At 72.3% G+C, this 25,430-nt stretch carries 19 protein-coding genes; 7 read left to right on the forward strand and 12 right to left on the reverse strand.

Annotated elements, in window-relative coordinates; translation table 11 throughout:
• The first annotated feature begins 242 nt into the window (after window positions 1-242).
• Together ACSMXW_RS00205 and ACSMXW_RS00210 are read left to right on the forward strand one after the other, a co-directional pair.
• Window positions 243-2,180, forward strand: coding sequence for a Xaa-Pro dipeptidyl-peptidase (locus tag ACSMXW_RS00205; RefSeq protein WP_485802969.1), 1,938 nt, complete (start codon window positions 243-245; stop codon window positions 2,178-2,180).
• 242 nt (window positions 2,181-2,422) lie between these two features.
• The gene (locus tag ACSMXW_RS00210) at window positions 2,423-2,581 is read left to right on the forward strand and encodes a hypothetical protein (RefSeq protein ID WP_485808586.1); all 159 of its coding nucleotides are present in this window, start codon (window positions 2,423-2,425) and stop codon (window positions 2,579-2,581) included.
• On the opposite strand, the gene ACSMXW_RS00215 is transcribed toward ACSMXW_RS00210, so the two are convergent.
• Window positions 2,509-3,075 carry a hypothetical protein gene (locus tag ACSMXW_RS00215; protein ID WP_485802971.1) on the reverse strand — a complete coding sequence of 189 codons (567 nt, stop codon included), beginning with the start codon at window positions 3,073-3,075 and terminating at the stop codon, window positions 2,509-2,511. The genes ACSMXW_RS00210 and ACSMXW_RS00215 overlap by 73 nt on opposite strands.
• A gap of 382 nt (window positions 3,076-3,457) precedes the next feature.
• Entirely contained in the window at window positions 3,458-4,663 is a 1,206-nt protein-coding gene (locus tag ACSMXW_RS00220) for an IS110 family RNA-guided transposase (RefSeq protein WP_485802973.1), read from the reverse strand.
• A gap of 210 nt (window positions 4,664-4,873) precedes the next feature.
• Here ACSMXW_RS00220 and ACSMXW_RS00225 point away from each other — a divergent pair, with 210 nt between their 5' ends.
• Window positions 4,874-6,295 (forward strand): M20/M25/M40 family metallo-hydrolase, encoded by a 1,422-nt coding sequence (locus ACSMXW_RS00225; protein WP_485802975.1) that lies wholly within the window; start codon window positions 4,874-4,876, stop codon window positions 6,293-6,295.
• Window positions 6,296-6,615: 320 nt separating this feature from the next.
• Here the strand turns inward: ACSMXW_RS00225 and ACSMXW_RS00230 are convergent, their stop codons facing one another.
• From ACSMXW_RS00230 to ACSMXW_RS00260, 7 genes are all read right to left on the reverse strand, one after another.
• Window positions 6,616-8,418: a pectate lyase gene (locus ACSMXW_RS00230; protein ID WP_485802976.1), complete on the reverse strand. Its 1,803-nt coding sequence runs from the start codon at window positions 8,416-8,418 to the stop codon at window positions 6,616-6,618.
• Window positions 8,419-8,741: 323 nt separating this feature from the next.
• The gene (locus ACSMXW_RS00235; RefSeq protein WP_485802978.1) at window positions 8,742-9,512 is read right to left on the reverse strand and encodes a helix-turn-helix domain-containing protein; all 771 of its coding nucleotides are present in this window, start codon (window positions 9,510-9,512) and stop codon (window positions 8,742-8,744) included.
• Window positions 9,509-10,231 carry a peptidoglycan-binding protein gene (locus ACSMXW_RS00240; RefSeq protein WP_485802980.1) on the reverse strand — a complete coding sequence of 241 codons (723 nt, stop codon included), beginning with the start codon at window positions 10,229-10,231 and terminating at the stop codon, window positions 9,509-9,511. The genes ACSMXW_RS00235 and ACSMXW_RS00240 overlap by 4 nt, the downstream gene beginning before the upstream one ends.
• A gap of 497 nt (window positions 10,232-10,728) precedes the next feature.
• Window positions 10,729-11,148, reverse strand: a complete 420-nt coding sequence (locus ACSMXW_RS00245; protein WP_485802981.1) for a PPOX class F420-dependent oxidoreductase — start codon at window positions 11,146-11,148, stop codon at window positions 10,729-10,731.
• 160 nt (window positions 11,149-11,308) lie between these two features.
• On the reverse strand, window positions 11,309-12,523 hold the full coding sequence (locus ACSMXW_RS00250; protein WP_485802982.1) for an alpha/beta fold hydrolase: 1,215 nt from the start codon (window positions 12,521-12,523) through the stop codon (window positions 11,309-11,311).
• A gap of 274 nt (window positions 12,524-12,797) precedes the next feature.
• Window positions 12,798-13,772 carry a DUF5996 family protein gene (locus ACSMXW_RS00255; RefSeq protein ID WP_485802984.1) on the reverse strand — a complete coding sequence of 325 codons (975 nt, stop codon included), beginning with the start codon at window positions 13,770-13,772 and terminating at the stop codon, window positions 12,798-12,800.
• 346 nt (window positions 13,773-14,118) lie between these two features.
• The gene (locus tag ACSMXW_RS00260; protein WP_485802985.1) at window positions 14,119-15,159 is read right to left on the reverse strand and encodes an MmyB family transcriptional regulator; all 1,041 of its coding nucleotides are present in this window, start codon (window positions 15,157-15,159) and stop codon (window positions 14,119-14,121) included.
• A 98-nt stretch (window positions 15,160-15,257) separates the two neighbouring features.
• Here ACSMXW_RS00260 and ACSMXW_RS00265 point away from each other — a divergent pair, with 98 nt between their 5' ends.
• The 4 genes from ACSMXW_RS00265 to ACSMXW_RS00280 all read left to right on the forward strand — a co-directional run bounded on the left by ACSMXW_RS00265 (window position 15,258) and on the right by ACSMXW_RS00280 (window position 20,445).
• Window positions 15,258-16,046 carry an NAD(P)H-dependent oxidoreductase gene (locus tag ACSMXW_RS00265; protein ID WP_485802987.1) on the forward strand — a complete coding sequence of 263 codons (789 nt, stop codon included), beginning with the start codon at window positions 15,258-15,260 and terminating at the stop codon, window positions 16,044-16,046.
• Window positions 16,047-16,318: 272 nt separating this feature from the next.
• Window positions 16,319-17,443: an ABC transporter substrate-binding protein gene (locus tag ACSMXW_RS00270; protein WP_485802989.1), complete on the forward strand. Its 1,125-nt coding sequence runs from the start codon at window positions 16,319-16,321 to the stop codon at window positions 17,441-17,443.
• 78 nt (window positions 17,444-17,521) lie between these two features.
• The gene (locus ACSMXW_RS00275; protein ID WP_485802991.1) at window positions 17,522-19,279 is read left to right on the forward strand and encodes an ABC transporter permease; all 1,758 of its coding nucleotides are present in this window, start codon (window positions 17,522-17,524) and stop codon (window positions 19,277-19,279) included.
• Between the two features lie 17 nt (window positions 19,280-19,296).
• On the forward strand, window positions 19,297-20,445 hold the full coding sequence (locus ACSMXW_RS00280; RefSeq protein ID WP_485802993.1) for an ABC transporter ATP-binding protein: 1,149 nt from the start codon (window positions 19,297-19,299) through the stop codon (window positions 20,443-20,445).
• Window positions 20,446-20,600: 155 nt separating this feature from the next.
• Here ACSMXW_RS00280 and ACSMXW_RS00285 read toward each other — a convergent pair whose 3' ends face one another.
• From ACSMXW_RS00285 to pabB, 3 genes are all read right to left on the reverse strand, one after another.
• A complete protein-coding gene (locus ACSMXW_RS00285; protein ID WP_485802995.1) occupies window positions 20,601-22,607 on the reverse strand; it encodes a SpoIIE family protein phosphatase in 2,007 nt (668 codons plus the stop codon).
• A 250-nt stretch (window positions 22,608-22,857) separates the two neighbouring features.
• Window positions 22,858-23,853, reverse strand: a complete 996-nt coding sequence (locus tag ACSMXW_RS00290; RefSeq protein WP_485802997.1) for a pyridoxal-phosphate dependent enzyme — start codon at window positions 23,851-23,853, stop codon at window positions 22,858-22,860.
• A complete protein-coding gene (pabB, locus tag ACSMXW_RS00295) occupies window positions 23,850-25,364 on the reverse strand; it encodes an aminodeoxychorismate synthase component I (protein ID WP_485802999.1) in 1,515 nt (504 codons plus the stop codon). The genes ACSMXW_RS00290 and pabB overlap by 4 nt, the downstream gene beginning before the upstream one ends.
• Between the last annotated feature and the right edge of the window lie 66 nt (window positions 25,365-25,430).

A 25,430-nucleotide genomic window follows, 5' to 3' on the forward strand; every position in this document is an offset into this window, starting at 1 on the left:
CGGCCGCCCTCGGACCCACGTGATCGTTTCGCACCGATCGCGAGAACGACAGGGCCCTGCGCTGCGCATGCTGAGAAGATACGCCTGATCTTCCCGGCCGATGCCCGCAGCGTGAACCAGTCCATCCGGTTGCCGCGTGTATCAGTCGTTCGCCCGGATGGATTCCGGGTGTTGGAGGCGGTGCCCGGTCGGTGACCCGTACAGTCTCCCGGTAACAGCCCAGGGTGGCAGGAGGCTACTGCATGCGCATATTGTCACGGCGAAGAGTCCTCGGCTCGATCGTCATCACGGCCGCACTCGCGGCGGCCGGGATGCCGGCCGCGCACGCGGCGGCGAAGCAACACTCCATCAAGGTGACCGCGGACGGCACCCAGCCGGTCTTCTCCTACCAGGACGCCATCAGGGAGTACGTCAACGTCCAGTCGAGCGTGGACTCGGACGGCGACGGAAAGAAGGACCTGATCCGGGTCGACATCATCCGGCCCAAGGAGAGCGGCGAAGGGCTCAAGGTCCCCGTCATCATGGACGAGAGCCCCTACTACGACAACCTCGGCCGCGGCAACGAGTCCGAGCGCAAGACGTACGACGCCGACGGGAATCCGGCGAAGTTCCCCCTCTTCTACGACAACTACTTCGTGCCGCGCGGCTACGCCGTGCTCCAGGTGGACATGGACGGCACCACGAAGTCCGACGGCTGCCCCACCACGGGCGGTGCCTCCGACGTGCTGGGCGGCAAGGCCGTGGTCGACTGGCTGAACGGGCGCGCCAAGGCCTTCGACGCCGACGGCAAGCAGACCAGGGCGACCTGGACGAACGGTCGGACCGCGATGATCGGCAAGTCCTACGACGGCACCCTCGCCAACGCGGTGGCGGCGACCGGCGTGCAGGGCCTGGAGACCATCGTGCCGATCTCGGCCATCAGCTCCTGGTACGACTACAGCCGCATGAACGGCACGCTCCTGACGCGGGGTGAGGAGGACGGCCTCGCCGACACCGTCGACACCGATCCGCCCGCGAAGTGCGCGGCCGTGCAGCAGCAGCTGGCAGCCGGGCAGGACGACGCCACCGGCGACTACAACGCCTTCTGGGCCGAGCGCGACTACCGCGACGGCACCGTCGCCGACGTACGCAAGGTGCACGCCGCGGTCTTCGCGGCGCAGGGCCTCAATGATCTGAACGTCAAGCCGAACCAGTTCTCCACCTGGTGGTCCGCGCTCGCGGAGCAGGGCGTGCCACGCAAGGTGTGGCTCTCCCAGTACGGACACGTCGATCCGTTCGACTACCGGCGCGACGCCTGGGTCGACACCCTCCACCAGTGGTTCGACCACTGGCTGTGGCGCATTCCCAACGACATCATGCGGCAGCCGCGCGCCGACGTCGAGGTCGGCCCCGACCAGTGGGCCACACAGAAGGACTGGCCGGCGCCCGGCGCGGCGCCCATGACGTTCCACCCGCAGGCGGACGGTTCCCTCGGCCTCGGCGCCGGCTCGGGAACCGGCACGTACACGGACACCCTGCTGCCCGAGGACACCGCGGTCGCCGCCCCCGAGACGACCGTGCCAGGGCGCCTGGCCTACACGACGCCGCCGCTCGCGCACGACCTGCGGGTCTCCGGGACGCCGAAGGTGAGCCTCTCGGTGCGGCTCGACAAGCCCACCGCGAACCTCGGTGCGCTGCTCGTCGACTACGGCACCGACACCCGCATCAACTACCTCGGCGCGGGTGAAGGTGTGAAGACCCTGGGCACGGAGGACTGCCACGGCCAGAGCACGGCCGTGGACGACGCCTGCTACAGGCAGGTGGTCACCGACACGGTGACCTCGGACGTCAATGTGGTCGCGCGCGGCTACATCGACGCACAGAACCGCCTCTCGCTGAGCCGCCCGGCCCCGCTGACACCGGGCAAGGCCTACGGCGTGACGTGGGAGACGCTGCCGCAGGACTACACCTTCAAGGCGGGGCACCGGCTGGCCCTGGTGCTGATCGGCACCGACGACGACGTGCAGTCCGACCGTGCCACCGGCGCAGCCGTCTCCGTCGACCTGGCCGGCAGCGGGATCACCCTGCCTGTGGTCCCGCCCACGCGGTCGGCGTCCGCGGACACGCTGTTCGCGCCGCAACGCAGCTGGCAGGGCCCGGCCCGGGCCGACCTGCCGCGTCCGCACCGCTCGTTCCACTGAACGACCGCGGGGGCCGGCGCGGCCGGCCGGCCCCCGCACCGGCCGGCCCCCGCACGCCTCCTTCCCCGCGGGCGGGCACGGATTCGCCGGCCAGTTCCGGTCTGTGAGGCCGAGCACCCGGCTGCCGCGTGCGGGGCGCCGCCGGTGAGCGCCCCCGCCGCATAGATCATTTAGCCGATAAGACGCGATTAGTCCAGAATGCAGGAAAGACACCAATCTGGCCGGGCATCTCGGAGAGCGTTGTGATCGCACTGGAAACCATCGGCTACGCACTGGGCGTCATCGCCATCGTGGTCGCAACCCTGCTGTTCATGCTCGGGGGCCTCTCCTACCGGCGCCCCGCACCCCCCAAGGAGAACACCACGGACTCGCCTCCCGGCCACCCGAACGGCGCCGAATGAGCGCGTTCACGCCCTGCTCGAGGCCCACATACGAGCCGATCGACCTGATCGGGCGTATGACTCCGTTCTGAATCCGCCGCTCCGTGCATGACCGGCCAGACACCGAACGAGTCGAACAGGTGATCGGCGAGCTCGCCGCAGCAGGAACGGGGCGACGCGTGGCCGAAGCGGCGTCCGACACTCTGGCCGCGGTGCGCGATACCCATGACGCGTCCGCCGACCACGCGGCCTGCCTCTGTCTCCGCCCCCGTCTCCGCCTCGGTTTCCGCCTCCGTCTCCGTCTCTACCTCTGCCCCCGTCTCTGCCCCTGTCGGAGGTGAGGTTGGCCAGGCGGGCAGGTCGTGCAGCCCCACCTCGGCCGCGTCGAAGCGCAGGTCGCCACCTTCCTCCAGAACGGTGGCCATCAGGGTGCGTACCAGCACGATGCAGTCCACCTCACAGCGGCGCAGCAGGCCGGCCACGGTCAGCCCGGCGGGCCCGCCGCCGACCACCACGACCGTCGTTCTCTCCCTGACCAGCCGTCACCCCTCGCTTCGATGCACGCCGCCCGCAGGACGAAGGAAAGAAGAAAGAGCTCCGAGGGTGACAGTAGCTCTGCTTGCCGCCGGCGGGCCCGGCTCGGCACGGACGGGGGTTGCCGTGCATGGTGGGCGCCCGCCGGCATCAACGGCCGCACAGGGCCTGTGTCCCGCCACGCCCGGGCTGCCAGGCCGCGCGGCGGGGCGAGCGGGGGCGTCGACCGGTAGGGACTGCGGGCCTGATCCGACATCGCACGACGCCGGGGTGGTCGCGGTCTTGTCGTGGATTGTTCTGGACATGACTATGGGCCCGAGGTGCCATCCGTCGCAGTCATGGAAAGGAATCTCAATGACGAAGTCAAGCCGCCTGCGTGACCGGTGGGGCGGGGGTGAACAGCCTCTTGTCACGCAGTATGGCCCAGAGCACGTCGACCCGGCGGCGGGCGAGCGCGAGCAGGGCCTGGGTGTGGATCAGCCCTTCGGACCGCTTCCTGAGGTAGTAGTCACGGGAGGGGCCGGGCCGCATCATCGCGGTCTGGGCCGCCAGGTAGAAGATGTGCCGCAGGCGCCGGTTGTAGCGCTTGGGCCGGTGGTAGTTGCCGCTGCGGCGGCCGGAGTCGCGGGCGACCGGGGCAAGGCCGGTATGCGAGGCGAGGCGGCCAGCGTCACGGTATCCGGACAGGTCACCGACGATGGCGACGAACTCGGCGCCGAGGATGGGCCCCATACCGGGCATCGACTCGATGATCTCCGCGCGGTCGTCGGTGCGGAAGGTCTCGCGGATCTCCCGGTCGTTGTCCTTGATCCGCTCGTCCAGGGCCAGGAGCTGGTGGGCCAGGTCGCAGACCAGCTTCGCGGCCCGCTTCTCGCCGGGCAGCGTGGTCATCTGGGACTGGGCGGCCTCTACCGCCTTGTCAGCGACCGCCTGGGCTCCACGGACCTTGCGCCGTTCCAGCCAGGTCGTCAGCCGCTTGACGCCGATCCGGCGCAGGGCGGCCGGGGTCTGGTACTCGGTCAGCATGACCACCGGGCCCTTGGCCGCGGAGTAATCGAAGGCCCGCTCCAGAGCGGGGCAGATGCCCACCAGCAGGTCACGGAGCCGGTTGATCAGCCGGACCCGGTCGGCGATGAGGTCAGCACGGTAGTTGGTCAAGACCCGGAGGGTGGTGACCAGCTCCGGGGGCGTGTCCAGCGGGGCGAAGTCCTTCGGGCGCATGCGGGCCTGGTCGGCGATGACCTTCGCGTCCTTGGCGTCGGTCTTGCCTTCACCCCGGTAGGCGCCGGACATGCGGTTGACCGTGCGGCCCGGCACGTAGACGACCTGCTGGCCGTGGGCGACCAGCAGAGCCAGCAGCAGTGTGGAGGCCCGGCCGGAGATGTCCACCGCCCACTGGACCTCGTCGGCCCGCTCGCGGGCGGTCTCGATGAGGGCGAGGATCTGGGCCTCGTCGTTGATCACCTTCGTGGAGAACAGCGTCTCGCCGTCGGCGTCGAGGGCCACTGCCCAGTGGTGTCCCTTGCCAGCGTCGATGCCGACCCATATCCGCGCCTGCCGCGTGCTCAAGTCCCTCGCTCCGTATCCCTCGTGACCATCACTGCATGGCCCGAAGAACACCCCGCCGACAGGTCCCTAACCAGCGATGACCGCAGTTCTCAATCAGTGGTCGGAGCGTCCCGGAGGACCGGGCGGCCAGTCCTCTCGAGCCATCAACGGCAACCCGACATCAGCCACACCCGGTCCTCCCGGACCGCCAACCATTCTTAGGGACCCGCCATGTCCGATCCCACGCCCACCACCCGAAGAGCCGTGCTGTCGACCGCCGCCGCGGCGGTCGCGGCAGGCGTGCCCCTTGGCACGGGGAGTACCCCAGCGGCCGCGGCCCCCGCCAGGGACACCGCGGACCGGGCCGCCACCGCCCAGCGGCCCGACCGGGAACTGCGGGAGCTGCTGGCCGAGATCGACCGGGACAGGATCGAGGCGACCGTACGCAGACTCGCCGCGTTCGGCACCCGGCACACGCTCTCCACCCAGGACGACCCGGACCGCGGCATCGGCGCCGCGCGCGACTGGATCCACGGCCGACTGAGCGCCTACGCGGCGGCCTCCGGGGGGCGGATGACCGTCGAGCTCCAGTCGTACGTGCAGGAACCCGCCTCCCGCATCCCCACCGCGACCCGTATCACGAACGTCGTCGCCACCCTCCGCGGCGCCACCGACCCCGACCGGATCTACGTCGTCTCCGGCCACTACGACTCCCGGTGCACGGACGTCATGGACGCGACCAGCGATGCGCCGGGCGCGGACGACGACGCCTCCGGGGTCGCGGTCGTCATGGAACTCGCCAGGGTCATGGCACGGCGGCGGCCCGCCGCGACGCTCGTCTTCGCCGCCGTCGCGGGCGAGGAGCAGGGGCTGTACGGTGCCACACACCTGGCCGAGTCCTTCAAGGCCGCGGGCGCGGACGTCCAGGGGATGTTCACCAACGACATCGTCGGCAGCTCCCGCGCCGACGACGGCACCCGCGACCCGCACACCGTGCGGCTGTTCGCGGAGGGCGTGCCCACCTCGGAGACGCCCGAGCAGGCCGATGTGCGGCTCTCGGTCGGCGGCGAGAACGACTCACCCACGCGCCAGCTCGCCCGGTTCGTCCGCGACGTCGCGGACAACGACGCCACCGACGTGCGGGTCCGCGTGATCTACCGCCGGGACCGCTACCTGCGCGGCGGTGACCACATCCCGTTCCTCGAACGCGCCTACCCAGCAGCGCGCTTCACCGAGCCCGCGGAGGACTTCGCCCACCAGCACCAGGACGTACGCGTCGAGAACGGCAAGCAGTACGGGGACCTGCCCGAGTTCTGCGACTTCGACTACATCGCACGAGTCGCCCGGGTCAACGGCGCGACGCTGTGGAGCCTCGCGCAGGCTCCCGGCACCCCGCGCGGCGCGAAGATCGTCACCAGCAACCTGACCAACGACACCGAACTGGTCTGGGAGCAGGGCACGGAGCCCGACCTCGCCGGGTACGAGGTGGTGTGGCGCGAGACGACGGCACCGGAATGGACGCATGTCATCGAGGTCGGCCAAGTGACCAGGTACACGGTGGACCTGTCCAAGGACAACGTGTTCTTCGGCATCCGCGCGGTGAACCGTGCCGGCCACCACAGCCCCGTCGCCTCCCCGACACCCGGCGGCTGATGCCGGGCCCGGTCTGTGCGGCGCCGGTCGAGTGAGGTCGGTGGTGCCGGCGGCGGCGCGGGGCGGAGTGTGTGCCCGGCGCTTCCACCCCGGTTCCCTCGAGCGCCACTCCCCCGCACGGGCACCATGCGCACGCGATGCGGTGGTCCCGACCGGCACGCGACCGACCGTGCAGCGGCCGGCCGCACGACGTGGCGGCCAGCCCGCGGCGCCCGCCCCGGGCCGTGCCGCCAACCGCACGCGCGTGGTCCGCGGTGCTGCGGCGAGCACGGTGGCCGGTGTCGGACGGGCGGGGCGGACAGGCCGGTGGGAGCGGGTCGTCAGTTCCCGTGCAGGTAGGCGATCAGCTTCCCCGTGTTCGCGATATAGGCCGACGTACTGATGCCCAGCGGCCTCTCGCGCGGCATGTAGGGGCGCTCCTCCGGCGGCTTCTGCGGGTCGTAGGGCGAGGTGTCACGGAGGTCGCCGACGTTTCTGCTCATGTAGGCCCCGCCGTCGTAGGGGCTTGTCGTGCCGGGGCCACGGTAGGGGTTCGTGACCGCTTCGAGCGGCGTGAGCCAGTAGTCGCGCGTGCCGAGGCGGGCCACCAGGTCCGCGGCCTCCGCCTCGGACACCGCGGGCAGGTCGAGCGGTGCGCCCCGCAGGAGGTCGGACAGCTGGATGTCGCGCACCGAGTAGAAGGCCGGCAACGGGACGCTGACCCCGGGTGTCAGCGGTGAGCGGGCCCGCAGGTCCGCCACCTCCGCATCACTCAGGGCCGCAAGCTCCGCGTGTGTGGCGCGCATGCCCTCGACGTCGATGGAGCGGCCCGAGGAGTAGTGGCTGAGCGTGTCGTGGTGGTCGTAGTCGTAGTAGTAGGCGCCATTGCGGATGTTGGAGCCGAAGCGGTGCGTGAACTTCGCCCGGTTGGTGCCCAGTTCCACGAAGGTGGGGTGGGTGTCACCGGCGAGCAGGGGGTTCTCGGCGATCTGCTGGGGCGTCAGACGGCATGTCTCCAGCCAGTCGAGTGCGTCGGGGACACGCTCCAGGAACGTGCGGTCCCCGGTCAGCCGGAAGTAGTGGAAAAGCTGCTGGATGTTGGTCTGCGTGGTGTGCGTCGTCAGAGCGCGCGGTTCGTACGACCTCGCCCCCGCCGGGGCCCCGGCGGGTCTGCCGCCCTGTGCGCGGGAGAGATGCTGCAACCCCCACCCCGCCTGTGGCGCGGCCTGCTGCATACGGCGCAGGCACTCCATGGCCCGCCGCACCGGCGCGACCAGGTCGCGCCGGCCGAGCGCGGACACACACATGATGAGGAACTTGATGTTCTCGCCCAGCACATCGTCGTTGAACGTCACATGGTGGGTGTAGTCGCCGTCCTCCATGCCGTGCTGGGCGTCCCCGGGCAGCCACGGCGGACGATGCTCGGGCCAGGGCGTGCGGCTCACCGACCCGGAGTACGCGGGGAAGCGCTGCGGCCAGCCGCCGTCCGCCACCCCGCCCTTGAACTGCGCCGCCAGTACGAAGTCGATCGCCCGCTCGAGCGCACGCCCGAACCGCGGGTCGCGGCGCTCCACGTAGAGGCGCAGCATCAGCTGAGCCGCGGTCGAGGTGCCCGCGTCGTCGAACGTCGCATTGCCGTAGTAATGCTGGAACTCCTCCAGCCGCCACCCGTTCGCGCCGATCGTGGCGTACCACTCGCGCAGCGAGGCCTCTCCTGCGAAGTCATGGACGTAGTTCCAGCCGCCGGCGGGGAGTTGGGCCTTGACGAGCGCGAGTCCGGTGCGCTCGGCCGCCCTGAGGAAGACCTCCTCGCCGGTGGCGTGGTAGGCGTCGAGCATGCTGTGGCCCATCGAGGGCGTGCCGGGCGGCTGGACCCAGCACATCGAGCGCCGCGCCTCCATCTCCCCCCAGGACACGGACAGGTCGGGGAGGTAGTTCCACACGTACGCCCCGCGGTAGGAGACGACCCGGTCCATGTGGACGGCCGCTCGGCGCATGGCCTCCACAGAGGCGGAGCGTGCCGACCGCGTCGAAGCCGGCGACGCGGCCCGCGCGGGAGCCGCTGCGAGGGCCGCGGCCGGCGCGGCGAGCAGTGGAGCGGCGGAGAGTTGGTGGAAGGTGCGGCGGCTCAAGGGCTTCTTCATGTGTGAAGTGCCTTCCTCAGGATGGGAGTTGTTCAGATAGCCGAACGCGTGCCACATACGAGAAGGAAGTTAACGAGTGAAGCGAACGGCAACAAGCGTGCCGACCTCAATCCGTCCACACATCCGTCCGTCCCCGTGTCGCCGATTCCTACGGAGCCGGTCGTGACGCACGGCCCGTCGAACGCACCACCCTGCCGTGACGCACGCCCGGTCGTGAGGCACGCCCCGTGAGGCACGCCCGGTCGTGAGGCACGCCCCGTGACGCACGCCCCACGGCGCCCGCCGGCCGCCGTGCCGGCCAGGCGGCCGTGGCCACCGCGCCCTCAGCGGACACGCGCGGTGAAGCACGTGGTGCGGCCGGTGGCGGGGTGTACGCAGGCGTGGACGGTGTGGCCGGCGGTGACGGCGGCCATGGGGGTGGAGAGGTAGCCCTGCGCGTCATAGGTGTCCATGACGCGGACCCGCTGTGCCGGGCCGTTGCCGGTGGTCAGCGTGACCCGGTCGCCCACGTGCGAGCGGCTCAGCCGTACCCATACGGCCCCGCACGGGCGGCTGTAGCGGATGTCCACCTGCTCGCCGGAAGGGGCGTGCCGGGAATCGAGGGTGGTGAGATGACGGGCGCAGAAGGTGCTGCCCGCGCTCTTTCCCTCACAGGACGTGGCGTGGCAGCCCACGCCCGGACGGGGTGGGGCCGAGGTGGGCCAGAGCGCGATGGTCAGGCCTCCGGCCGCCGCCAGGCAGCCGAGGACGATGCCCGCCGGCAGTGCCCCGCGGCCCAGGAGTGTCCGTATGGTCGGGCGGGGCGGGGGTTCCGAGTCGTCGGGCGGCGCGGCCGGTGAGGCGTTCCCGTCGTGTCGGGCGGTGAGGCTCCGCAGGACCAGGAGGCGCCGCGGGGATGTGCCGCTCAGGGCGCACAGCTCCTCGATCGCCTTGCGGGGCGGCAGGGACTTGCCGTTCAGGTACCGATCCCACGAGGACTTGCTGTAGGTGGTCTTGGCGGCGAGCGCGGCCAGGCTCAGGCCCGAGCGGCTCCTCACCTCACGCAGTCCCTCCGCGAGCCGCGCGGCTTCGGGTGGCAGATCGGCACCGGTCATCCCCGCAGTGCTCTCCAGGTGTCGGGGCCGACCACACCGTCGACGACCAGTCCGTCCTTCGTCTGCAGGCGCCGGACGGCACGCTGTGTCATCTCGCCGTACACGCCGTCGACGTCCCCCGGGGAGAACCCCACGTGCCGCAGCAGGCACTGCACCTCCGCGACCTGCCGGCCGGCCATGCCCTCCTGGACGATGGCGGTACGGGTTTCGCTCAGGCCCGCGTACAGGCGGCCGCCGCTGCTGGTGAGGTGGCAGGAGTAGTGGGGCGCAGCGGTCGGCTCCTCGTGGTGCCAGGGCCGGACCACCAGGAGGACCGTGCCGGCGATCACCACCAGTACGGCGACGGCGACGGCGGCGACGCGTCTCGTGCGATGCCGGAGGAACCCCGGCCCGCGGGGACCGGGTTCCGCGGAAGGAGGGGGTTCGGCGGGGCCGGCGGACGCCGTCTTCGATGCGGCCCAGGCATCGGCCGCCACCTCATGGAGCGTCAGCAGACGCGTCGGGTCCACACCGCAGGCCACCGCGAACCGCTCCACGGCCTCCCTCGGCGGGAGGTTGCGGCCCGACAGGTACCGTTCCCACGACGCCCTGCTGTATCCCGTTCTGGCCGCCATCCGGGCGATGCTGAGTTCGTTGACGTCCTTGAGCAGGCGCAGTTGCTCGATCAGGTGCTGCACCCGGGGATCCCGCCCGTTCGACAGGTCCTTGTCGCGCGCCATGTCCCCCTCGTTCGCATGCCCGTGGTGTTCGGTTTTCTTGGACGGTACCGGATGGGGGCTCGGCGCCGTCAGGGCTTGGTACGACGCCGTCAGGTCCGGTGCCGGCAGCGGCGTTCGGTTCCCGCGGACCGGCCCAGTCTTGGTTCGAGGCCGGTGAGGACAATCGCCCGATCTGATGATCGCCCGATCGGGTAGTACGAGGTCATGGCGGCGCCGGCACACACGTAGAGTGCCGTTCGGAAGGGCGCCCACGCCGGAAGTCGTACTCAGGTCAGCGGGCGCCCTTCACTGTGCTCGTCACCCGGGCCGGGGACGCACGCGCCTGCGCGGGCCCCGGGACGGGAGGTACACGGCGAGGCGTGGCGCGTGCACACGACGGGCTTGAGGCCGGCGCGCCGAAGGCAGCGACGGCCCGTGCGAACATGGCCGGGGCGGGCGGGAGGAGTCCCAACTCCGTGTCCCCGCCCCGCCGCCCCGGCCGACGAACCGGGTGCCGGTCAGCCGGGCTGGCTGCTGTCCTTGAGCCTGCCCCAGCCGTGCCAGCGGTCCACCTCGATCCAGGCACTGACCCGGTCACGGCTCCGCTGCGGGTAGGACTTGCCGAGGTAGCGCTGCGCGAGCCGGTCGATGTCGGCCAGGTCCTTGTCGTCGACGAGTTCCGTGACGCGCCCGATGATGCTCACGTGGGTGTACCAGTCCTCGTCGTCGATGACGGTCAGCGTGACACGGGGGTCGTTGCGCAGGTGCTCGAGCCGCTTGCGGCCCTCGTCCATGTTGACCAGGATCCGGCCGTTCTCCCAGAGGTACCAGGTGGCGGTGGACACCGGCTGACCGTCCGCGCGTACCGTCGCGATGACGGCCGGGTTCGGCTTCTCCAGCATGGCGATGGCGGCCTCGGACAGCGGTGGGTTCGACACGGCTCGTCCTCCTCTGTGCTCGGTGTGCTGTGATCGGTTGCGTGATCCGTCGCCGGTGCTCTCTCCGTCGGCGGTTCACCTGCTCACCGTGCCACATCGCCCCTGGCGGTCGTTCCGGAGGTACCGATTCCGGCCGCCGGCCCGGGGTGGTGGGCCCACGTCACGGGCGCAGGGTCCCGAGCCAGTCCGTCAGCAGCCGGTTGACGTCATCGGGGCGCTCCTGCTGGATCCAGTGGCCGCAGCCTTCGAGGATGTGGGAGGCCACGAGGCCGGGCAGCGTGGTCGGATACGCCTTGATGGCGTCCTCCAGCCAGGTGGTGGAGGCGTCCAGCGCGCCGCCCACGAACAGCGACGGCTGGGTGACGGGTGCGCCCGCGAGGTCCGCGAGGTCGTGCCAGTCGCGGTCCATGTTCCGGTAGCGGTTGAGCGCGGTCGTCAGCCCGGTCCGCTCGAACTCTCCGGCGTAGACGTCGAGATCCCGCTCGGTCAGCCAGGCGGGCAGGCGGTCGGCCGGGAAGCGGTCGCGCAGCCTCTCGCCGGGGCCGACGAAGTGCGGGTCGGGCGCGCCGGGGGCCGGCATGGTGTCCGCGGACAGCGCGGCGTAGATGCCCGCCAGCCAGCCCCGGACGTCGGGCTCGATCTCCGCCTCGGCACGGCCGGGCTCCTGGAAGTAGGAGACGTAGAACTCGTCCGGGCCGCCCATCCGCGCGAAGACCTCGCCGGGCCGGGGCCCGCCGGGCGGCGTGTAGGGCACGCTCAGCAGCCCCACGGCGTGGAACACCTCGGGCCGCACCAGCGCGGAGGTGGCCGCGATGTTCGCGCCCCAGTCATGCCCGACGATCACCGCGGAGCGCTCGCCCAGGGCGTGCACCACGGCGGCGGCGTCCTCCACCAGGTCGAGCATCCGGTAGGCGCCGACCTCACCGGGCTTGGACGAGCGGCCGTATCCGCGCACGTCTACGGCGGCCACCCGGTAGCCGGCCGCGGCCAGCGCCGGGATCTGGTGGCGCCACGAGTACCAGGACTCCGGGAAGCCGTGCACGAGCAGCACGAGCGGCCCCTCGCCCTGCTCCACCAGGTGCGTGCGGCCGGCGGGCGAGGGCACCAGGCGGTGGGTGAGCTGCCCGCGGTGGGCGTCGTGCGCACGGTGGGCCGGGGTCGCGCCGCGGGCGGGGCCCGGCGTGGGGGCCGGGTCCGGTGCGAGGGCGGAGTCCCCCGCGGGGGCCGGGTCCGGTGTGGCGACGGGGTCCGGTGCGAGGGTGGAGTCCGGTGTGGCGGAGGGGCCGGGCGGCATGGCGGCGCCGCGAGCGGCGGCGGCCGCGCCGGGAGTGGCGGCCCCCCAAGGTGTGTGGTCGGCCGGGGGTGTCTGCGGCATGGATCCTCCTGGGCCGTTCGCGCGGCGGAGACGGACACGGTGAGCGTGCGGGCTGTACCCGGGCCCGGTGTCGTTCCGGCGGCCCCCGAGGGCCGGGCGGCCGCTGACCGACGGCGGGCGGCCGACGGCCAACGGCCACGGACCCGACAACAACGATCATGCAGGTTCCCGGCGGCCCGGACAGAGCGCTTGCGGAATTGGCAAGGCCCGGGCAGGACGGCCCACGGCGCGGCCCGGCCGGGCGGCGTGGGCCACCGACCGGGGCGTCGCGGGCTCACCGCCGTACGTCGAGTACGTGGTCCCACCGCCGCGGGTCGTCCTCCAGCGCGGCTCGGTCCCAGTGTCCGTGCTCCGCGGCCGCCTCGTAGGTGCTCTGCAGGAACCCCATGAGGGCGCGGTCGGGGTCGGCGGCGGTGCGCACCGCCTCGTACGGGAGGAGGAACTGGCCGTTGTCCCTGCTGTAGTAGGCCTCCCCGGGCGTGACGGTGCTCTCGGCGAAGCCCTCGGGCTCGGGGTAGGCATAGGCGTAGAAGGCTCCCTCCTCTCCGCCGCCGGGCCAGAAGCCGCAACTGCTGAGCTCCTTGGAGTAGCCCTCCTCCATCACCCAGTCCCCGCAGTGGGGCGCGCCACCGGGGTGCCGTGGGGCGGGGCGGCCGGAGAAGCGGGTGCAGGCCAGGTCCATGCCGCCCCAGAAGAAGTGCACGGGGCTGACCTTGCCGACGAAGCGGGAGCGGAACTCGCTCATGACGCGGTTGGCCTGGACGAGCTGGCGCCAGAACAGGTGCGCGGCCGTGGGGTCGTACGAGGCGTGCCGGTCGTCGTCGGGGAAGGGGATGGACAGTTCCACCTCGTTCGGGCGGGCCTGGATGGGTGCCTCGATGCCCAGTTCGTCGAGGGCGTGCATCGTCTCGCCGTAGAACCGGGCGACCGTCTTGGGCTCCAGGGCGACCTCGCGGGTGGTCCCGCGGGTGCTGCGGATACGCAGCCGGTGGTCGACGAAGTCGAACTCGATGTCGAAGGCACCGGTGCGGTAGGGGATGGCGGACGTGGTCAGGCCGCGTGGGCTGACGTACAGGGTGACCTGCCACCAGTGGTTGACCAGGGGCGCGTGGGCGAGTCTGATCTTGCCGACGACCTGGGTCCACATGTGCAGGGTGTCCCGGGTGCCGGTCCAGTCCGTCACCCTGAGCCGGGGCCACGCCTCACTCGTGGACGCGGACGTGGACGAGGACGTGATCTGCGATGTCACCGCTGCCTCCTGAACCGCCGCGTCGCCGGTGTGCCGGGGCGTGGCCCGGGCCGTCGCACCGTCGCCTCGCCCGCCCGCCTCCGGCCCGCGTGGGTGGCCCCTCCAGCAGGCTCGCCGCTGCACGCCGCACGGGCAACTCGGGCGGGCCCGGGCTCCGCGCGCCCGTCGGCACACCGTGAGAGCCCGTCGCCATACCGTGAGCGCCGGCCGACGTACCGTGCACGCCCGCCAGGCCGACCCTCGTTCGTCCCGTGTGCGGCGCTCGTCGTCCCATCCCGCGTCACGGTGCGTCTCGTCCTGCGCCACGGTGCGTCTCGCCCGGCGCCACGGTGCGTCTCGCCCGGCGTCACGGTGCGTCTAGCCCGGCGTCACGGTGCGGACGGTCCGTGACCGTCGCGGCCAGCCGGGTGAGGGCGGCGGCCTCCGTGCTGCCCTCCTGCGCGCCGAAGACGTGCACGACGAGGCCGGTCTCGCCGGGCGCGACCGGCACGTGCAGGGTCTCGAAGTCCAGGTGCAGCAACCCTGCCTCGGGGTGCCGCAGCCGTTTGCGGCCCGAGGCGCACATCACGACCTCGCCGGTGTCCCAGATCCGCCGGAACTCGGCGCTGTGCGCGGACAGCCCGGTGAGGAGCGCCGCCAGTTCCGTGTCGTCGGGGAAGCGGCCCGCGGAGACCCGCAGCATGCCCACGGCCTCCGCGGCCCTGTCCGGCCAGTCGGGGAAGACGGTCCGGGAGGCGGGGTCGAGGAAGATGAACCGGGCCTGATTGGGGTCGCGGCGGCCGGGCTCGGCCAGGCCGCCCATCAGCTCGGCGCCCAGGGCGTTGCAGGCCACCACGTCCAGCCGGTGGTTCATCGCGACGGCCGGGAAGCCGTCCATGGCGGCCATCAGCCGCCGCAGCAGCGGGCTGACGCGGGCCGTGGGCGGAGAGCCGGTCCTGCCGGCGGCCAGCGTGGCGAGGTGCCTGCGCTCCGCCGCGTCCAGGCCGAGTGCCCTGGCCAGCGCGTCCAGTACCTCCTGGGACGGCTGGGTGGCGCGGCCCTGTTCGAGGCGCACGTAGTAGTCCACGCTGATCCCGGCGAGCTGGGCGAGTTCCTCCCGGCGCAGGCCCCGCACCCGCCGGCGTCGGCCGCCTGCGAGGCCCACGTGCTCCGGTGCCACCCGGCTGCGGCGGGCCCGGAGGAAGCTGCCGAGGGCACGCCGGGCGTCGCCGAACCCGTCGACGACCGGGGCCCCGCCGGCACCCGGCATCCGGTCGGCACGGTCAAGGCCGCCTGCGGGGTCACCGCCTGCCGCGCGGCCGGCGCCGCCGGGGCGGCCACCGGCGTCGGCGTGCCCGGGGCTGCCACCGGAGGCGACCGTGCGCTCGGCGTAGTCCACACTGTCCATGCGTTCCAGTATGGGTGGTCCGCGCAGTACCAGGATCGGCGTTCCGACGGTCGAACCGGGTGCTGGCTGCCGGGCGCCGCCCGGGAGAACGTGGCGTCATGACCGAAACTCCCCCGAAGAAGAACGTCCTGATCGTCACGGCCCACCCGGAACCCCGTTCGCTCAACGCCGCCTTGACCTCCTTCGCCGCACAGGAACTGCGTGCGGCCGGGCACGAGGTGCGGGTCTCCGACCTGTACGCGATGAAGTGGAAGGCGGGCGTGGACGCCGACGACTTCCCCGAGCACGTCCCGGACCGGCGGCTTGACGTCCTCGCGGAGTCGGGCCGGGCCACGCTGGCCGGGCGGTTGGCGCCGGACATCGCGGCGGAGCAGGAGAAGGTGCGGTGGTCGGACATGGTGATCCTGCAGTTCCCGCTCTGGTGGTTCTCGGTGCCGGCGCTCCTGAAGGGCTGGATCGACCGGGTCTTCACCTTCGAGTTCGCCCATGGCCCGTCGCTGCCCCCGCCGTACAGCGAGGGCGCGCTGGCGGGGCGGCGTGCGATGGTGTCGGTGACGATCGGCGCCCGGGAGTCCGCGTTCTCCGACCGGGGCATCCACGGCCGGCTCGCGGATGTTCTGTACCCCATCCAGCACGGCCTGTTCTGGTTCACCGGCATGACGCCCCTGGAGCCGTTCGCGCTGTACGAGACACCCGGGATGCCGGAAGAGCGGTTCGCGGCAGCGAAGCAGGCGTACCGTGCCAGGCTTGAGCGGCTCTGGACGGCGGAGCCTGTCCCGTTCCGCCGGCTCGACGGCGGCGACTACGGCCATGACATGCGGCTACTGCCCGGTGCGGAGGTACCCGGGACGGGTGGCCTGGATCTCCACCTTCGCATCCGCGACTGACCGTCAGCTCCCTTCTCCGGCCCCGTCCGCCGCGTCGTCGAGACGAGCGGACGGGGCCGCCGTGCGTCGCGCGGCACGTGCGCCCGCCTCGGCCCTCCCGTCCGCCCGCCACTCCCCGGGCCGGCCCGCCATCGCACCCGAACCGCTCCAAAGGCCCACCGCTGCACGTCCGCTCCCCGCCGCAAAGGCCGTGCGCACCCCCTTCCCGCCCGAAAGGGCAAATGGTAAGACAGCTAGACGCGCGACAGCAGATCTGGCCGAAAGGAAGGGCAATGCGGACCCGAACGTGCGGCGTGGCCTGCGTTTTCTCTCTTCTGCTCGTGACCGGCTGCGGGGCCGGCGCGGCCGACTCGGGCCAGATCCGGGTGGCCGACGTCGCCTCCGAGGCGGCACAGAAGGTGTACGACGACATCCAGTCGCTGCCACGGGACAGGCAGCGCGCCGAGGCGGTCCGGCTGGCCCGCGACGAGGGGACCCTGAAGGTCTACACCTCGCTGACGGACGACGTCGCCGCGGTGGTGCAGAAGACGTTCCAGAAGAGGTTCGGGATCAGGGTCTCGATGTTCCGGGCCAACTCCGAGACGATCCTCCAGCGCGTCCTGCAGGAGTCGCAGGCGAGGAAGCTGGGCGCCGACGCGGTCGAGAGCGACTTCCTGGAGATGACGGAGCTGGGCGAGCAGCACGTCCTGGCCCGCTACACCGGACCCGGGCTCGCCCGGGTCGCCGCGTCGGGCCGCTTCGAGGGCTGGACGGCGGACCGGTTCAACGTCTTCCTGCCGGCGTGGAACACCGACCTCGTCAAGCCCGCCGACGCGCCGCGCAGTTGGGAGGACCTGGCGGACCCCGAATACCGCGGAAAGCTCACCCTGGAACCCACCGACAGCGACTGGTACGAGAACGTCACCCACTACTGGCTGACGCACGGCAAGACCCGGCGGCAGGTCAGCGCACTGTGGAAGGCGATCGTCGCCAACGGCAAGGTGACCAAGGGCCACACCACCATCATGTCGCTGCTCGGCGCCGGCCAGACACCGCTCGACTCGATGAACTACACGTACATCACCCAGCAGGCGCGGGCGAAGGGCGCCCCCGTGTCGTACCGGCTGCCCGACGGCACCAACCCCATCCCTGCCTTCCCCCGCCCGAACGGCGTCGGCATGCTCAAGGGCGCCAAGCACCCCGCGGCGGCCTGGCTGTTCTACGACTGGATGCTCGACGAGGGCCAGAAGGTGCTGGTCTCCCAGCACCTCACACCGTCCACGAAGGTACCGGGCGACACCAGCCTCAAGGGCCTCAACCTCGTCCCGTTCGACGCCAAGACCCTGGCCACCTCAAGCGGCTCCTGGGACAAGCGGTACGACGAGCAGCTCCGCGGGGTGCTCGCGGACGGCACATAGGCACACCGGACACCGCCCGCAGCCCGTCCCCGTTCCCGCCCCGCCCTCCGCCCCTCCCTTCCCACGTGAGGTGATCATATGACCGTCACGACCGACCTGCCCGCCGGGCCCGCGGCGCCCGCGCCGGTGGCCGACGAGCCGGCCCGCCTGCGCCGGCTGCTCACGCCCCAGATCCTCATCGTGGGCGGCGCCATGCTGGTCGTCGGCTTCCTCGCCCTCGTCCCGCTCGGGTACCTGCTGCACGACACCTTCGTAGGCGACCACGGCCTGTCCCTGAACGCGTTCAGACGCGCCTACGGCGGCAACGCCCAGGCCGGCCGGATGATGCTCGACTCCCTGGAGTTCGCCGTGGGAGCGGCCGCGTTCGCGCTCGTCGTCGGGTCGGTGCTCGCCTACCTCCAGGTCCGCACCGACCTGCCGTTCAAGGGTCTGCTCTTCGCGGCGTCCCTGGTGCCGTTGATCGTGCCGGGCATTCTGTACGCGGCGGCCTGGATCTTCCTCGGCGACCCCTCGATCGGGCTCGTCAACACCCTGGTGTTCAAGCCGCTGTTCGGGGCGAGCCCGGTCGACGTGTACACCGTCTGGGGCATGATCTGGGTGCAGGGGCTGCATCTCGCCCCGGTGGCCTTCCTGCTGATGGTGGCCGCGTTCCGGGGCATGGACCCCTCCCTGGAGGAGTCCGCCGCGATGTCCGGCGCGTCCCGGCTGACGGTGCTGCGCCGGATCACCGTGCCCCTCATGCGGCCCGCGCTGATCTCGGCGGCGCTGCTGATGTTCGTGCAGTCCCTGGAGAGTTTCGAGGTGCCGGGGCTGCTCGGTCTGCAGAACGGCACCTACGTGTTCACCAGCCGGATCTACTTCGTGCTCCGGTCGTACCCCATCGACTACGGGAGCGCGGGCGCCTACGCGGTCGGCCTGCTCGCCATCGCCGTCGTCGGTGTGCTGCTGTCGACGTGGCTGCAACGCGGCGGACGGTCCTTCCAGACGGTGACCGGCAAGGCGTTCCGCCCGCAGCCGGTGGCGCTGGGCCGGGCCCGGCCCTGGGTGGGCGCCGCGGTCGTGCTGTACTTCCTGCTCACCGTGGTGCTGCCGGTCGCGGTGCTGGTCTACGCGTCCCTGCTGAGGACGTACTCGACACCGTCGATGAAGGCACTGCACGGCATGTCGCTGCACAACTACTCGACGGTGCTGCACCTGCCGCTCGCGGCCACGGCACTGAAGAACTCGCTGATCCTCGGCGTCGGCGCGGCCACCGTCGTGATGGCGCTGGCGGCCGTGGTGTCCTGGGCCGTGGTGCGCACCCGGCTCCCCGGCAGGCGGCTGCTCGACCTGCTGGCGTTCACGCCGATCGTCGTCCCCGGCCTGGTCCTCGGCCTGGCGCTGGCGTTCGTGTACCTGAGGGTTCCGCTGCCGATCTACGGCACGCTGCTCATCCTGCTGATCTCCTACTGCACCCGCTATCTGCCGTACGGCATGCGGTACGCGTCGGCCGCGATGGCGCAGATGTCCGGCGAGCTGGAGGAGTCGGCGACCGTGTTCGGCGCCTCCTGGTGGCAGACGTTCCGGCGGATTCTGGTGCCGCTGGCGAGCAGCGGTCTCATCGCCGGGTGGATCTACATCCTCGTCGTGTCCTTCCGCGAGCTGTCGAGCACCATCCTGCTGTACAGCCCCGGCACGGAGGTCCTCTCCGTGCTCATCTGGGAGCAGTTCGAGAACGGCCAGCTCACCACGCTCGCGGCGCTCGGCGTCTGCATGGTGCTGATCCTCGTCGTGCTGGTCCTGCTCGCCCAGCGCCTCGGCGCCCGCACCGGCCTTCAGTCCGACACCGCCAACTAGCCAGGAGGGACCTGGACATGCTGATCGTCGACAACCTGGTGAAGAGCTACGGCCCCGGGGCGCGCGGCCGGCGGCGGGGCGGCGCGGACGGCGCGCGTGTCCACGCGGTCGGCGGCGCCAGCTTCGAGGTGCACAGCGGTGAGCTGTTCACCCTGCTGGGCCCCTCGGGCTGCGGGAAGACCACGACGCTCCGCTCGGTCGCCGGCCTCGAGACGCCGGACGGCGGCCGGATCACCCTCTCGGACCGGGTGCTCTTCGACGCGACGAGACGGGTGAGCGTGCCCGCGAACCGCCGTGCGCTGGGCATGGTGTTCCAGTCGTACGCGATCTGGCCGCACATGACCGTCGCCAAGAACGTGTCGTTCCCGCTGGACGTCCTGCCCCGCGGGCGCAGGCCTGGCCGTGCGGAGATCGACGAGCGGGTGGCGCGGCTGCTGGAGGTCACGGAGCTGTCGGCGTACGCCTCCCGCCCGGCCACCAAGCTCTCCGGGGGCCAGCAGCAGCGCCTGGCGCTCGCCCGGGCGCTGGTCGTTAAGCCCGAACTGCTGCTGCTGGACGAGCCGTTGTCCAACCTCGACGCCAAACTGCGGGAGAGCATGCGCTTTGAGCTGAAGCGGCTGCAGCGCGACCTCGGCCTGACCGCCGTGTACGTGACGCACGACCAGTCCGAGGCGCTGGTGATGTCGAGCCGGATCGCGGTGATGAACCAGGGCGCGATCGAGCAGATCGGCAGCCCGCGGGAGATCTACACCAGGCCGGCCACCAGGTTCGTCGCCGAGTTCATCGGCGTCTCCAACTTCGTCACGGGCGTGGTGCGGTCGGTGTCGGGCGACGAGGTGTCCGTGGAGACCCCGGACGGCCGGGTGGTGTGCCGGACGGCGCACGGCAGCGCGGGGACGGCGGCGCCCGGTGCGGGCAGCGACGTGCTGCTGTCCATCCGTCCGGAGGCCGTGGACATCGGCACCGAGCAGCCCTCCGAGGGGGTCAACCGGTGGACGGGCGAGGTGCTCACCCGGGCGTACCTGGGCGACGCCGTCGACCATGTGGTCCGGGTCGGCAAGCGCGAGATGCGCATCCGCTCACACCCGACGCGGTCCATCGAGCCGGGCACCTCGGTGCACCTGTGGGTGGACCCGTCGAAGGTGACGCTCGTGCCGGCCGGGTGACCGCCGGGTGCCCGCCGCCGGCAGGCGGGCACCACCAGCCCGGGGCCGCCGAGGGTCCGGCCGGCGGCAGGACCGGACGGCCCGGACCCGCCGCACCCCGGCCCACCGGCCGGCCGTCCGTCGGGCGCCGGCGGTGGGTACCGGGGCCCGGGCGGTCAGGGGCGGCGGAGGACGAGCAGTGCGGCGTCGTCCTCGTGGCCCACGGCCTGGGCGGAGGCGAGCAGGCGGTCGGCGGTCGCCTGCGGGCCGAGGCCCTGGTGCAGGGTCTCGGCGATGAGGGCGCTGGTCCGGGCCAGGCCCGTGTCGAGGCTCTGGGCGGGGCCCTCCACCACGCCGTCGGTGATCAGTGCGAGGACCGAGCCGTGCGGCAGGGTGAAGTTCCGGGTGGGGAACTCCGCGTCGGCCACCACGCCGAGGACGGGCCCGCCGCTGAGGTCCAGGGCGCCGTGGGAGTCGTCGCCGGAGGCCCACACCAGGGGGATGTGCCCGGCGCGCGCCGCGTCGATGTGGCCGTCGCGGGTGTGGTAGCGCAGGAAGGTGCAGCTCGCGAAGGTGGGTACGGACATCTTCACGAGCAGGTCGTTGGTGCGGGCGAGGACGGTGCCCGGGTCGGGTTCCAGGGAGGCGAAGGCGCGGATGGAGGTGCGGACCTGGCCCATGAAGGCGGCGGCGTCCACGTCGTGTCCCTGTACGTCGCCGATGACCAGCGCCACCGTCTCGTCGCCGAGCAGGAAGGCGTCGTACCAGTCGCCGCCGATGTCGAGGCCGCGCTGGGCGGGCGCGTAGCGCGCGGCGGTCCGCAGGCCGGGGATCCACGGGATGCGCGGCGGCAGCATGCTCCGCTGGAGTACCCGGGCCATGTCCAGCCTGGCCTGCTGGAGCTGGATGCGCTCCAGCGCCTGCCCGGCGAGGTAGGCGAGGGTGCGCATCAGGATGCGCTCGTCCTCGGGCGGCATGTGCTCGGTGTCGTACATGACACCCCAGCCGCCGATGGACCGCCCGCCGGTTCCGAACGGGACCACCGCGCCGGACCTGGCGTCGAACCTCTTGAGGAACTCCTCGGCGGCGGGCCAGCGTTCGGCGAACTCCTCCCGGTTGTCGATGAACTGCGCTTCGCCGGTGCGGATGGCGTAGGGCAGGATGCGGGACTCGGTGAGCGGCATGCCGTCCATGACGCGCTGGTGCCAGGCGTCCAGGCCGAGCCCCCCGGGAACACGGAGCCGGTCGTCGTCGACGAAGGCCAGCACGGTGCCGATGCCGCCGAAGGCCTCCGCGACCTTGTCGACGATGACGCGGGAGAACTCCTCCTCGGTGGTGGCGCTGATCAGCGAGGCGGAGACGTCGGCCACCTGGGCGCTGCGCTCCCGCTCCACCCGTATCTGCCCGAGCAGGTGTTCCCGGCCCTCTCCCGGCGGCTCGTCCTCGCGGACCACTCCGATGTGGACCGCTTCACCGCCCGGGCCCTGCCGGTACCAGCCGCCGCGGCCGATCAGCCGGCGCCAGCCGCCGCCGGGGCTCCGGATGCGGAACCGGGTCCAGGCCGGTTCGGTGGTGCCGGCCGGGGTGCCGAGCAGCATCTGCCGCACCTTGCCGATGTCCTCCTCGTGCACCCGGGAGAGCAGTTCGGAGACGTGGAGCTGGGTGAGCTGGGGCAGGCCGGGCAGCGGCGCGGTGGTGCCCACACAGGCGATGCGTTCGTCCCGGGGCGCGCAGATCCACATCCCGGTCCCGCTGAGCCGGCCGACCAGGTGCAGGGGCTCGGCGAGCCGGTCCAGGTCGTCGCGCGGTTCGACCTCGGTCAGCCGCACCCTCGGGAACGGTCCCGGCGGCGACGGTCCCGGCGGCCCGGCCTCCTCGTCGGCCGGCCGCTCGGCCCTGACCAGGAGCGTTACCGGCACGGCGGCCGGGTCGGCCAGGTTCCGGAAGCTGATCATCATCGGACGGCCCTCGGACTGCGAGGCGACCAGGCCCCAGTCCCTGACGGACGCGGCACCAGGGTCCAGCAGATCGGCGAGGACGGCGCCGCGCACCTCGTCGGCCGTGCGGCCGAGGGACGTGGCCATCCGGTCGTTGCACCACTGGATCCGGCCCCTCCCGTCCAGCTCCAGCACGGCGGGACACGGCGGGGCGGCGGGTGTGGAACTCCGAGTCGGGTTCGCCATGGCCACGATCCTTCGCGAGCGCGGCGGGGACGGACGGTTGCGTCGCCACTGCGTGCCCACGGCGTGCGGGCGTCGGGGACCGTGCGCCACTTATGCGTGCGGCACGCCGATGGCCGGGCCGCGGGGCGGCCCACCTCGCCACACCACCAGTCTAGGGCTGCCGGCGCTCCCACGAGCGGGCCCGGACCGCCGGTCCGCCCCCGGCCGGCCCGGCGGGAGGGCCGCCCCCGCCGAGCGGGCGGAACAACCGTCAGTCGCCGGTGAGGAGGGAGCCCTCCCCGTGGGCGACGGCGTCCTCGTGCCCGAAGAGACCGGGCAGGCCGCCCGTGTGGACGAAGACGGTCCGCTCGCCGGGCCGGATGGCGCCCTCGCGGGCGGCGGCGATCAAGCCCGCCATGGCACGCCCGGTGTAGATCGGGTCCAGCACGATGCCTTCGGTGCGTGCCACCAGTGTGAGGGCGGACTTGACGGGTTCGGTCAGCGTGCCGTAGCCGGCACCCACCTGGTCGCGGCGGACCCGGAGGCGGCCGGTGCCGAGGGGCTCGGAGGTCAGCTCCGTGGCGAAGGACTCGATCACGTCCACGGGCCTTTCCAGGGCCCCGGTGTCGACGCCGAGGACACGGTCCGCGCCGAGCGAGGCGACCAGCCCGGCCATGGTGCCGCCGGAGCCCACCGCGACGACCGCCGTCCGCAGGTCCGGCACCTGCTCCCGCAACTCCTGCCCGCAGCGCACGTAGCCGCGGGCGCCCAGTGCGCTGGAGCCGCCGAAGGGGATGAGGGCGGGGCGTGCGCCGTCCCTCCGCAGCCGGGCGCAGACGTCCTGCGCCGCCCGGTCAAGGTCTTCCTGGCCGGTGGCTCCCGAGTAGACGACGCGGGCGCCGAAGAGCCCGTCCAGGACCAGGTTGCCCGACCGGGAGCGCCCCGCGGTGCCGGGGAAGACCAGTACGGAGCGCATGCCCTGGCGTGCGGCGGCGGCAGCGGTCAGCCGGGCGTGGTTGCTCTGCGGCGCGCCCGTGGTCACCAGCGTGTCCGCGCCGTCGGCGGCTGCCGCGCCCACCGTCCACTCCAGCTTGCGCACCTTGTTGCCGCCGCCGCCCAGACCGGTCAGGTCGTCGCGCTTGACCAGGAGGTCGTCGGGGCCGAGGCCGAGCGCGGCGGCGAGCCTGGGCAGCGGCTCCACGGGCGTCGGCCAGGTGCCGAACGCGAGAGGGGACGGGGCCTCGGGCCCGGCGGGGGTGGCGTTCATGGGTGGGGTCCTTGCTGGTCGGGGGTGTGAGGAGGGTCCGGGACGGAGCCCTGCCCCGCGATCGCCGCCGCCATCGTGCGGGATTTGACGAGGGTCTCCTCGTACTCCGCCGCGGGGTCGGACGAGGCGATCACGGCCCCGCCCACCCCGAAGGAGGCGCCGTGCGGGGTGCTCACGATGGTACGGATCACGATGGCGAGGTCTGCGGCCCCGGCCAGGGAGAACCAGCCGAGGGCGCCCGAGTAGACACCGCGCGGGCCGTCCTCGAGCCGGTCGATGATCTCCATGGTGGCGAGCTTTGGCGCTCCCGTCATCGAGCCGCCGGGGAAGCAGGCCCGTACGCAGTCCACCGCGGACACACCGTCGCGCAGGGTGCCGCGGACGGTGCTGACGAGCTGGTGCACGGGTGGGTAGGTCTCGACGTCGAAGAGCTCCGGGACGTGCACGGAGCCGGTCGCGCAGACGGTGCCGAGGTCGTTGCGGAGCAGGTCCACGATCATCACGTTCTCCGCGCGGTCCTTCTCGCTGGTGCGCAGGTCGTCCCGGAGCGCCGCGTCCTCCTCGGGAGTGGCCCCGCGCGGCCGGGTGCCCTTGATCGGCTTCGACTCGGCGGTCCGGTCGGCGCCGATGGACAGGAACCGCTCCGGGGAGGCGCTGAGCACCGCCACACCGGGGAAGTCGAGCAGCGCCCCGTACGGGACGGGGCTGAGATCCCGCATCAGCCGGTAGGTGGGGAGCGGGTCGAGGACACGGGTGGTGGAGAGCGTGTTGGTGAGGCAGATCTCGTACGACTGGCCGTTCCTGATCTCGGTCAGGCACTGGTCGATGCGTGCCAGGTAGGCGGCCTTGCCGTGCCGTTCCACCAGGGCCGCCTCGGCGAGCGGGGCCGCCGTGACGAGAGGCCGCCGCGGCCGGGGGCGCTCGGGGCTCAGCAGTTCCAGGCGGGCCGCCGTGCTGTCCAGCCACTTCTCCGTGTCCGGGTCGTCCGGCGCGGTGGCGAGGGCCAGCAGGTGGACGGTGTGGTCGGCGTGGTCGACCAGCACGGCCCGGTCGGCGAAGAGGAGGGCGGCGTCCGGGGTCGGGGCGGTGTGTGCCGCGGTGCCGCCCGTCTCGGCCTTCAGCTCGTACCCGAGGTAGCCGACGTAGCCCAGGTTGAAGGCGGACGGCAGCCTCTCGTCGACGGGCAGGGCACGCCGGCGGAGCTGGGCCGCGAGATAGTCGAAGAACCCCTGCGCGATCTCCTCGTCGGGCCGGCCTGCGCGCTCCACCCGGACGGTTCGGTCCCCGACCCGGTAGGTGACGTACTCGGCGAGCGGGCCCGTGCCGTCGCCCAGCACGGAGAAGCGGGCGTCGCCGTCGGCGTGGGAGGCGCTGTCCAGCCAGAAGCTGTGCCGGCTGCCTGCGAACAGCTCGGCGTAGGCGCGCTCCGTGTCGGGCGCGATGGCGAGCCGGCGCACGTGCAGGTGGTACGGCTCCGGGCCGGCCGGGTGGTGGCGGCCGTCGTCGTCCATGGCGAGGTTCTCCCTGTGCTCACCGCGGGCCGGGGGCGGTGTGGCGCAGCCCGTCGTACAGCAGAC

Source organism: Streptomyces sp. DSM 116793 (assembly GCF_057320905.1).